Genomic DNA, 9,857 nt, shown 5'->3' on the forward strand with positions numbered 1-9,857 from the left:
CCCGCCGGGGTGAGGTCCCCCGGCGGCACGGCCGTGACCACCGCCTCGTGCACGTCGAGTGCGCAGCCGGCCCCCGCCAGCGCGGCGCGCAGCCGCTCCTCCCTGCGCGCCGCGTACCGGCTGACCCCCGCCGCGACATGGACCTGCCGGGCGCCGCTCTCGCGCACCACCCGGCAGACCGCGTCGACGACTTCACCCGAACGGACGATCAGCCGGCCGCCTCTCTCCCGCAGTCCGTCGTCCAGGGACGCCAGACAGTCGGCCAGGAAGGCGCGCCGGTTCGGCGCGTCGAACCCCGCCGCCCGCACCCCCGGATCGAGGACGAACAGCGGTACGACCTCGTCGGCGCCGCGCAGGGCTGCGCGCAGCACCGGCTGGTCGTGCACCCGCAGGTCGGAGGTGAAGAGCACCACCGCAACGCTCATGTAGCTGTCCTCACGGTCCTCAGGCGGGGAAGTTCATCAGGGCCAGCGGGTCCGACGTGGGCTGGTCGGAGCCGCCCGCCGGTTCGACGGTGATCCCCATGCCCGAAGCCTCCCCGACGGTCCCGGACAGCAGTACGGCGTCCGATCCGGCGGAGGGGCTGAGCAGCCCCGCTGCCCGCATCTTGCCGCCGTCGTTGAACCAGAGCTCGTACACCTTGCCGTTCGGCGGTTCGGGCAGCCCGGCGGCGACGAAGGCCGCCTTGTCCTGGTTCCGCGAGACGACGACGGTGCCGGTGGCTCCGTCGGTCAGCTTGCCCGTGGTGACCTTGGCGTCCGGCGCGGCGAGCACCGAGGCCAGCGCCTCGGACCGCTGCTGCGACGACTGCGCCTGGGCGCGGGCGTCCTGCGCCTGCTGATGCTGCCAGGCGGCGATGCCGCCGAACGCGGCGGCGACGGCGAGGCACGCGGCCAGCGCGAAGCGGGACAGTGCCCGGCCGCGCCTGCCGGCGACGCCCGAACGGGACTCCGGGGCGACCCTGGGCGGGTCCTGGCGCTCCGTCGCGATCCTGCGGAGCAGCTGCTCCTTCATCGCGGGCGGTGGTGTGACGGACACGGCGAGGCCGAGCCGGGCCGCCGTCGCCGCCAGCTCACTCACCTCCTGGGCACAGGCCGGGCATTCGGCGAGATGCCGCTCGAAAGCGTCGCGCTCGGCCGGTTCCAGTGCGTGCAGCGCGTAGGCGCCGGTCAGCGTGTGCAGTTCCGCGGTACTCATGAGCTCACCCCCAGGCAGTCGCGCAGCCGGATGAGTCCGTCGCGCAGCCGGGTCTTGACCGTGCCCAGCGGTACGGCGAGCAGTTCGGCCACTTCGCGGTAGGCCAGACCCTGGTAGTAAGCCAGCGTCACCGATTGGCGTTGCAGTTCGGTCAGGGTGCGCAGACAGCGCCGTACCTGCTCCCGTTCCAGCCGGGCCTCCACCTGTTCGGTGACCTCGTCGAAGGCGGGGGTACGGTCCAGCAGCGCGGCCCTGTGCTCGCGGTCGCTGGACGCCTGGGCCGAGCGCACCCGGTCGACGGCCCTGCGGTGGGCGAGCGTCAGCACCCAGGTCATACCGCTGCCCCGGGACGGCTGGAAGCGGGTGGCGGACCGCCAGATCTCCAGCAGCACCTCCTGGGTGACCTCTTCGGACTGGGCGGGGTCGCGCAGCACGGAACGCACCAGACCGAGTACGGGCCCGCAGACCGTGTCGTACACGCGGGCGAAGGCGTCCTGGTCGCCCCGGGCCACGAGACCCAGCAGTTCTTGCAGATCAGGCCCCGCCGAGGCGGGTCCGCCGATGTGTACGGCTTCTTTCACGCGAGCTTTCCTCCTTCGAACACTCTTCAGGACCGATTCGGAGCCGGTGCCCGAACGGATTGGTCGACTTCCGCCCGTACCGGAAGTCCGTCCGACGGCCCCGCGGCAGCACGACGCTACGGCCCCACGGCAACGGCGGCGCCCCCCTGCTTCGGGGGACGCCGCCGTTGCCGTGGCCCTACGTGCCTCAGGCCGCGCTCTCCTGCTCGCGCTCCACCTGCTCGTTCCACTCCCGCTTGACGGCCCGCCACGCCTCGTCGGTCTTGCCCAGGCGCCAGTACCCCGAGACGGACAGCCGCTCGCGCGGGACGTCGCGCTCCACCCGGAGATAGCGGCGCAGGTCCTTCACGAAACCCGCCTCGCCGTGGACGAACGCGTGCACGTCGCCCGCCGGGAAGTCCAGTTCGCGTACGGCGGCGACCAGCGCCTCGCCCACCGGGCGGTCGCCGCGGTGCAGCCAGATGAGCGCGACCCCGTCGGGGGCGGCGATCTTCTGCTCCTCCTCGGGGCCCGAGACCTCGACGAAGGCATGGACCACCGCGCCGGCCGGGGCCCGCTCCAGTGAGGCCGCGATGGCGGGCAGGGCACTCTCGTCGCCCACCAGCAGATGCCAGTCGGCCGCCGGGTCCGGTGCGTAACCGCCGCCGGGGCCGAGGAACCTCACCGGGTCGCCCACCTGGGCGCGCGCCGCCCACGGGCCCGCCAGGCCCTCGTCGCCGTGCACCACGAAGTCGACGGTCAGCTCACCGGCCGCCGCGTCCCAGCCGCGCACCGTGTACGTACGGGTCGTGGGCCACTGCTCGCGCGGGAGGTCGGCCCTGATCTGCTCCATGTCGAACGGCTCGGGGTAGCTCACGCCCTCGGGGGCGAACAGCACCTTGATGTAGTGGTCGGTGAACTCGTCGGCTTCGAGGCCGTCGAGACCTTCACCGCCGAGCACCAGCCGCACCATGTGCGGGGTGAGCTGTTCCGTGCGCGTCACGCGCGCCTCACGGGCCTTCGGTGTCCTGCGGGCCGGTCGGTCTGCCACTGCGCTCTCCCTGATGCTTGCCCGACGATGCGTGCACGACGGCTGCTTAGGCTTACCTAAGCTAGCACTTCAGCTCCGCAGCGTCGCCAGCAGTCGCTGCAGCGCACCGCCAAGACCCCAGCGCGCCGCCAGGGCGTCGAGCATCGCCGGATCGCGCGGCTCGGACGGCAGCGCCGGGTCGAAGTCCGGCAGGGGTACGTCACCGGCGACGCGCACCACGGTCGGCGCGACCGCCACATAGTCCCGGGCCTCGTCCAGCCGCTTGCGCTGCGAAGGGGTGAGCTTGGCGTGCGGGTCGTCCACGGCCGCCATGATCCCGGCCAGGTCGCCGAAGGCGTCCAGCAGCTTGGCGGCCGTCTTCTCGCCGATCCCCGGCACCCCTGGCAGCCCGTCGCTCGGGTCACCGCGCAGCAGCGCCAGATCCACATATCCCCGGCCGTCCACCCCGTACTTCTCGCGGAGCGCGGCCTCGTCCGTCAGCTGGAGGGTGCCGACCCCCTTGACCGGGTAGAGCACCCGCACGCCCCGGGTGTCGTCGACGAGCTGGTACAGATCCCGGTCGCCGGTGACGATGTCGACTGGCCCCGCGGACCGGCCGGCGAGCGTGCCGATCACATCGTCCGCCTCGTACCCGGCGACGCCGACGCGGGCGATGCCCAGCGCGTCCAGCACCGCCTCGATGATCGGCACCTGGGGCGCCAACGTGTCCGGCGTCTCCTCCTCGTCCGGTCCCTCGCTGCGTTCCCGCGCCACCCGGTGCGCCTTGTAGGAAGGGATGAGATCCACCCGCCACTGCGGCCGCCAGTCGGCGTCCATGCACGCCACCAGATCGTCCGGGTGGTGGTCCTGGACCAGCCTGGCGATGAAGTCCAGCAGGCCGCGCACCGCGTTGACCGGGGTGCCGTCCGGAGCGCGTACGGAGTCCGGCACGCCGAAATAGGCGCGGAAATAGAGGGAAGCGGTGTCGAGGAGCATCAGGCGTCGCGTCACACGCCTGATGATGCCGCACCCCACTGACAGCGGACCGCGGTCGGCCGGCGGCCAACGGCATGTCACCCTCCGTACAGGGAACGGAAATGTGACCTGGAACACATACTTGTTTGCGCTCTACAACGTAGGGCAGGGGCGAAGCCGGAGCGGACCCGGCCCTTTTCGCCATGGGCCGGGCGCTGCGGGCCGACCCCGCCCCGCTCCACGGCCCGCCCGCGGGGGTGCCGGGCCGTACTCGGTTCGACGCGTGAGGTGTATGTGTCCAGGCTCCAGGCCGAACATCTGTACAAGGTGTTCGGTATACGACCAGACGAAGCTGTGCCGAAGCTCGAAAGCGGCAAGGACCGTGAGGAGCTCCGCGCCGAAGGTACGACCGCAGCAGTGATCGACGCCTCGTTCTCGGTCGAGCCCGGCGAGATATTCGTCGTGATGGGGCTCTCGGGATCCGGCAAGTCCACGCTGCTGCGCATGCTCAACGGACTCTCGGAACCGACATCGGGCCAGGTTCTGTTCGACGGCGACGACCTGACTGCCCTGACCCCGCAGCAGCTGCGGGAGGTGCGCGCGAACAAAATCAGCATGGTCTTCCAGCACTTCGCGCTCTTCCCGCACCGCAACGTGCTGGAGAACGTCGCCTACGGCCTCGAAGTACAGGGTGTCCCGCGTGAGCAGCGTGTCGAGCGCGCCGGCGAGGCACTGGAGCTGGCGGGGCTCGGCGGCTGGGAGAAGTCCTGGCCCGACGAACTCTCCGGCGGTATGCAACAGCGCGTGGGCCTGGCCCGCGCCCTCGCCACCGACGCCGACGTCCTGCTGATGGACGAGGCGTTCAGCGCGCTCGACCCGCTGATCCGGCGCGACATGCAGGACCAGCTGCTGGAGATACAGAAGCGGCTCAAGAAGACGATCGTCTTCATCACGCACGACCTCAACGAGGCCATGCGCCTCGGTGACCGGATCGCCGTGATGCGCGACGGCAGGATCGTCCAGCTGGGCACCGCCGAGGACATCCTCGTCACGCCCGCCAACGACTACGTGGCCTCCTTCACCCAGGATGTCGACCGTTCCAGGGTGCTCACGGCAGGCGCGATCATGGCCGACGTGGAGACCGCGCTCGGCACCACGACGGAGAGCGGCAAGGAACTGCGCACCCCCGAGGACATCATCGAGGCGGCCCCCGCCGTCGTCCCCGCCGCCACCCCGATCATCGAACTCTTCACCCCCTGCTCCACCAGCGGGGTCGCCGTCGCCGTCACCGGCGACGACGGGGAGCTCGTCGGGGTCGTACCGCGCGCCAGGCTGCTCGCCGTGCTCGGCGAGCCGATGACGCCGGCCACCCCGGCCGACACCCAGCTGACCACGCCGGTATCCACCGACAAGGCGGTGGCCGGTGCCTAGGATCCACTTCGGTGACTGGGTCGAGAACGTCGTCGACTGGCTCACCGACCATCTCAGCTGGCTCTTCGACGCCATCACCTGGCTGCTCACCCACATGGACGACGGCATCAACGCCGTCCTCTCCGCCCCGCAGCCGCTGCTGCTCGCCGGCATCTTCGCCGTCATCGCCTGGTGGCTGCGGAACCTGAGCGCGGGCGTGCTCACCTTCATCGGCTTCGCGCTCATCGACTCGTTCGAGTTGTGGGACCACGCGATGCTGACGCTGACCATGGTCCTCGTCGCGACGATCATCATCCTGGTCATCGCCGTGCCGCTGGGCATCTGGACGGCGCGTTCCAAGGCCGTCAGCTCCGTCGTACGGCCGGTGCTCGACCTGATGCAGACCATGCCCGCCATGGTCTATCTGATCCCCGGTGTGCTGTTCTTCGGCATCGGCGTGACGCCCGGCATCATCGCCACCATCATCTTCTCCCTGCCGCCCGGCGTCCGGATGACCGAACTCGGCATCCGGCAGGTCGACGAGGAACTGGTCGAGGCCGCCGACGCGTTCGGCACCAGCCCGCGCAACACGCTGCTCCGGGTCCAGCTGCCGCTGGCGCTCCAGACGATCATGGCCGGGGTCAACCAGGTCATCATGCTGGCGCTGTCCATGGTGGTCATCGCCGGCATGGTCGGCGGCGACGGCCTGGGCGCCGACGTCTTCGAGGCCATCGGCAACGTCAACATCGGCCTCGGCGCCGAGGCGGGCCTGTCCGTCGTCATCCTGGCCATCTACCTGGACCGGATCACCGGCTCGCTCAGCCTGCACGTCTCACCGATCGGCCGCCGCGCGCTGGCCAAGGCGAAGGCGCTGACCGGCGGACTGAAGATCTGGAACCACCGCCCGCAGCCCGCCGTCGCACTCGCCGGCGTGGTGATCCTGGCGCTCGTCGCCGGCGGTCTCGGCATCTTCGGCGGCTCGGACTCGTCGGACGACACCGCCGCGTCCGACCCCGGCAACGTGGGCCAGGGCAAGACCGTCAGCATGGGCTACATCCCCTGGGACGAAGGCATCGCCACCACCTTCCTCTGGAAGGAGATGCTGGAGCAGCGCGGCTTCAAGGTCGACGCCAAGCAGTACGACGCGGGACCGCTCTACGCGGGCCAGGCGGGCGGCCAGGTCGACCTCCAGACCGACTCCTGGCTGCCGACCACGCACGCCACGTACTGGGCCAAGTACCACGACAAGCTGGAGGACATGGGGTCCTGGTACGGCCAGACCTCCCTGGAGATCGCCGTCCCCAGCTACGTCAAGGGCGTCAAGACCATGGCGGACCTGAAGGGCAAGAGCTCCACCTTCAAGGGCCGGATCGTCGGCATCGAGCCGAGCGCCGGTGAGATGGGCCTGCTCAAGAGCAAGGTCCTCAAGGCGTACGGGCTCGACAAGGAGTACAAGGTCGTCGACAGCTCGACCCCCAGCATGCTGGCCGAGCTGAAGCGGTCGTACGCGAAGAAGGAACCCATCGCGGTCGTCCTCTGGTCGCCGCACTGGGCCTACGCCACGTACGACATGACCAAGCTCGCCGACCCGCAGAACGCGTGGGGCAAGGGCGACGGCATCCACATGCTCGCCCGCAAGGGCTTCACCGACGACAACCCGCAGGCCGCGGCCTGGCTGAAGAACTTCAAGATGACCGAGGACCAGCTCGGCTCTCTTGAGGCCAAGATCCAGTCGACCGGCAAGGGCAAGGAGCAGGAGGCCGTACGCGCCTGGCTGAAGGCCAACCCGGACGCCCTCGACAAGTGGGCGCCGGTCCCCAAGGCCAAGGACAAGGTCAGCAAGGCGGCCAACGGCAAGGACGAGCGGGCCAGGGCGCTGACCGTCGCCTGGTTCCCGTGGGACGAGGACATCGCCGCCACGTACCTGTGGAAGAACGTGCTGGAACAGCGCGGCTACAAGATGAACCTCAAGCAGTTCGACGTCGGCCCGATGTACACGGCGCTCTCGCGTGGCCAGCTCGACGTCCAGTTCGACGGCTGGCTGCCCAACACGCAGAAGAGATACTGGGACAAGTACCACGACGACCTGACGAAGATCGGATCCTGGTACGGCCCCACCTCGCTGGAGATCGCGGTGCCCAGCTACGTCAAGGGCGTCAGCACCCTGGACGACCTCAAGGGCAAGGGCTCCGAGTTCAAGGGCCGGATCATCGGCATCGAGCCGGGCACCGAGACCATGAACATCCTGAAGAACAAGGTCGTCCCCGGCTACGGGCTCGACAAGGAGTACAAGGTCCTCGACAGCTCGACCCCCGGGATGCTCTCCGAGCTGAAGCGGTCGTACGACAAGAAGCAGCCGGTCGCCGTCATGCTGTGGAGCCCGCACTGGGCCTACAACGAGTACAAGCTGACCAAGCTGGCCGACCCCAAGAAGGCGTTCGGCACCGGTGACCAGATCACCACCGTCGCCAGCAAGAAGTTCCCCGAGCAGTACCCCCAGCTGACCAAGTGGCTCAAGGACTTCAAGATGAGCGAGGGCGACCTCGCGAGCCTGGAGAACCAGATCACGAAGAGCGGCAAGGGACATGAGGAAGAAGCGGTGGAGGCCTGGATGAAGACCAAGCCGGACATCGTGGACAAGATGGCTCCGCTCTAGACCTCTGGTCCGGACCGGGCCGGAGTACCTTCGATGGGGTGGGTGTCGCCGATGGCGGTACCCACCCTTTCGGGGTTGTGGCCGGCGCCGGTGGCCGAGTCGTGGGCGGGTCGCCGGGCGGTGGGTGCGGCCGGACGGCTCTTGTACCGCCGTCAACTCTGCGAAGATGGCGATCCGGCGGGAGGGAGCCAACATGGACGACAAGGAAGCGCTCAGGGTGGGCGCCGCCGTCCGCAGACGGCGCAGGTCCCTGGGTCTGACGCTCGCAGCGGTCGCGGAGCGCAGCGGACTGTCCGTGCCGTTCCTGAGCCAGATCGAGAACGAACGCGCCCGGCCCAGCACCCGCTCGCTCGACCGGGTCGCCGAGGCGCTGGAGACCACCCCCGCCCGGCTGCACGCGGCGGCCGACTCGGCGCGCACCGTCGACGTCGTACGGTCCGCCGCCCCCGTCGTACCAGGGGCGCGCCGGGTGGTGCGCGGCGGACACCAGCTGGACGCCCAGGAGTTCACCGGCGAGCTGGACACCGGGCGTGAATACCAGCACCGCAACGACGAAGTGATGTACATCGCCGACGGCGCGGCCGAAGTCGAGGCCGAAGGCCGGGCGTACCGGCTGGAGCGCGGCGACACGCTCTATCTCAGCGGCGGTGTGACGCACCGTTGGCGCACCACCGAGCCCGGCACCCGCATCGTGATCGTCGCCGTCGCCGAGCACATCGACGCGACGGTCGACCGCAGGAACTGACGCCGTGACCGGCCGGACAGGCCCCGCGCGGGTCGTCTCGCTCGTCCCCTCCCTGACCGAGGCGGTCGCGGTCAGCGCGCCGGGGCTGCTGGTGGGGGCCACGGACTGGTGCGTACGGCCCGCCGGACTCGACGTCGTACGGATCGGCGGCACCAAGAACCCCGATGTCGCGGCGATCGTCGCGCTGCGCCCCGATCTCGTCATCGCCAACGAGGAGGAGAACCGCGCCCCCGACCTCGCCGCACTGGCCGCCGCCGGGCTCGACGTACTGGTCACCGAGGTGCGCGGCCTCGACCAGGCGTTCGCCGAGCTGGAGCGGGTCCTGCTGGCCGGCTGCGGTCTGCCCGCCGCGCCGCGCTGGCTGGACGACGCCCGCACGGCCTGGGAGCGGCCCGCGGCCCCCGCCGCCCGGCGCACCGCGTTCGTACCGATCTGGCGGCGGCCCTGGATGGTCGTCGGCAGTGACACGTTCGCCGGTGATCTGCTGGCCAGGCTCGGCGTCGACAACGTGTACGGGGCGCACGCCGAGCGCTATCCGCGCATCCCCGTGGATGAGCTGCGGTCCGCCGGCGCCGATCTGGTGGTGCTGCCCGACGAGCCGTACCGCTTCACCGCCGACGACGGGCCGGAGGCGTTTCCCGGGCTGCCCGCCGCGCTCGTCGACGGGCGGATGCTCACCTGGTACGGACCGTCGCTGGTGCGGGCACCGGCGGCGCTGCGGGCCGCGCTGAGCGACGCCCGCTGACCGGACTCATACGCGACGAGCGCCCGCCGCTTCGACCAGTGCCCGCATGACCCGGGTGTCCGCCGCCATCTCCGGGTGCCACTGGACCCCCAACGCCCACTGCGGCTCGGGCAGTTCGACGGCCTCGACCGTGCCGTCGGCTGCGACGGCTGAGACGGTGAGCCCCTCACCGAGCTGGTCGACCGACTGGTGGTGCTGGGTGGGGACGCTGAACTCCCCGGCCACCAGGGCCGCGTAGCGGGTGCCGGGCAGCGGCGTCACGGGATGCTCGCCGAACCGGCCGACGACGGGGGAGACATGACCCTCGATGTGCTGGACGAGCGTGCCGCCGCAAGCGACGTTCAGCAGCTGCATCCCCCGGCAGATGCCCAGCAGCGGGGTGCCCGAGGCCAGCGCCGCCTCGATCAGCGCCAGTTCCCAGGCGTCCCGCTCGCGGGCGGGCGGGCCGGTACGGGGGTGCGGCTCGGCGCCGTACCGTACGGGCTCGACGTCGGGACCGCCGGCGATCACCAGACCGTCGAGCCGCGCCACCACGGCTG

At 70.5% G+C, this 9,857-nt stretch carries 10 protein-coding genes; 4 read left to right on the forward strand and 6 right to left on the reverse strand.

Annotation, left to right across the window (positions count from 1 at the left end; genetic code table 11):
- The 5 genes from HY68_RS45390 to HY68_RS22040 all read right to left on the reverse strand — a co-directional run.
- On the reverse strand, nt 1–425 hold a 425-nt coding region (locus tag HY68_RS45390; RefSeq protein ID WP_241778640.1), incomplete at its 3' end, for a deoxyribodipyrimidine photo-lyase.
- 19 nt (nt 426–444) lie between these two features.
- Entirely contained in the window at nt 445–1,197 is a 753-nt protein-coding gene (locus HY68_RS22025) for an anti-sigma factor (protein ID WP_041991441.1), read from the reverse strand.
- The gene (locus tag HY68_RS22030) at nt 1,194–1,778 is read right to left on the reverse strand and encodes a sigma-70 family RNA polymerase sigma factor (protein ID WP_041991442.1); all 585 of its coding nucleotides are present in this window, start codon (nt 1,776–1,778) and stop codon (nt 1,194–1,196) included. Before HY68_RS22030 ends, HY68_RS22025 begins: the two co-directional genes overlap by 4 nt.
- Before the next feature lie 187 nt (nt 1,779–1,965).
- A complete protein-coding gene (locus HY68_RS22035; protein WP_078863719.1) occupies nt 1,966–2,808 on the reverse strand; it encodes a siderophore-interacting protein in 843 nt (280 codons plus the stop codon).
- Nucleotides 2,809–2,877: 69 nt separating this feature from the next.
- On the reverse strand, nt 2,878–3,783 hold the full coding sequence (locus tag HY68_RS22040) for a 5'-3' exonuclease (protein ID WP_041991446.1): 906 nt from the start codon (nt 3,781–3,783) through the stop codon (nt 2,878–2,880).
- Between the two features lie 273 nt (nt 3,784–4,056).
- Between HY68_RS22040 and HY68_RS22045 the strand changes: the two genes are divergently transcribed.
- From HY68_RS22045 to HY68_RS22060, 4 genes are all read left to right on the forward strand, one after another.
- The gene (locus HY68_RS22045) at nt 4,057–5,193 is read left to right on the forward strand and encodes a glycine betaine/L-proline ABC transporter ATP-binding protein (protein ID WP_198533318.1); all 1,137 of its coding nucleotides are present in this window, start codon (nt 4,057–4,059) and stop codon (nt 5,191–5,193) included.
- Nucleotides 5,186–7,828 (forward strand): ABC transporter permease/substrate binding protein, encoded by a 2,643-nt coding sequence (locus HY68_RS22050; protein WP_041991448.1) that lies wholly within the window; start codon nt 5,186–5,188, stop codon nt 7,826–7,828. The genes HY68_RS22045 and HY68_RS22050 overlap by 8 nt, the downstream gene beginning before the upstream one ends.
- A 193-nt stretch (nt 7,829–8,021) precedes the next feature.
- Nucleotides 8,022–8,573 carry a helix-turn-helix transcriptional regulator gene (locus HY68_RS22055; protein ID WP_041996812.1) on the forward strand — a complete coding sequence of 184 codons (552 nt, stop codon included), beginning with the start codon at nt 8,022–8,024 and terminating at the stop codon, nt 8,571–8,573.
- Nucleotides 8,574–8,577: 4 nt separating this feature from the next.
- Nucleotides 8,578–9,318, forward strand: coding sequence for a helical backbone metal receptor (locus HY68_RS22060; protein ID WP_041991450.1), 741 nt, complete (start codon nt 8,578–8,580; stop codon nt 9,316–9,318).
- A 6-nt stretch (nt 9,319–9,324) separates the two neighbouring features.
- Here the strand turns inward: HY68_RS22060 and HY68_RS22065 are convergent.
- On the reverse strand, nt 9,325–9,857 hold a 533-nt coding region (locus HY68_RS22065; protein WP_041991451.1), incomplete at its 5' end, for a gamma-glutamyl-gamma-aminobutyrate hydrolase family protein.

Origin of the sequence: Streptomyces sp. AcH 505, from assembly GCF_000818175.1 — a bacterium.
Classification (GTDB): domain Bacteria; phylum Actinomycetota; class Actinomycetes; order Streptomycetales; family Streptomycetaceae; genus Streptomyces.

Coding starts and splice junctions, on each gene's coding strand:
- HY68_RS22025 (WP_041991441.1), bottom strand. CDS start 1,197: ATGAGTACCGCGGAACTGCACACGCTGACCGGCGCCTACGCGCTGCAC.
- HY68_RS22040 (WP_041991446.1), bottom strand. CDS start 3,783: ATGCTCCTCGACACCGCTTCCCTCTATTTCCGCGCCTATTTCGGCGTG.
- HY68_RS22055 (WP_041996812.1), top strand. CDS start 8,022: ATGGACGACAAGGAAGCGCTCAGGGTGGGCGCCGCCGTCCGCAGACGG.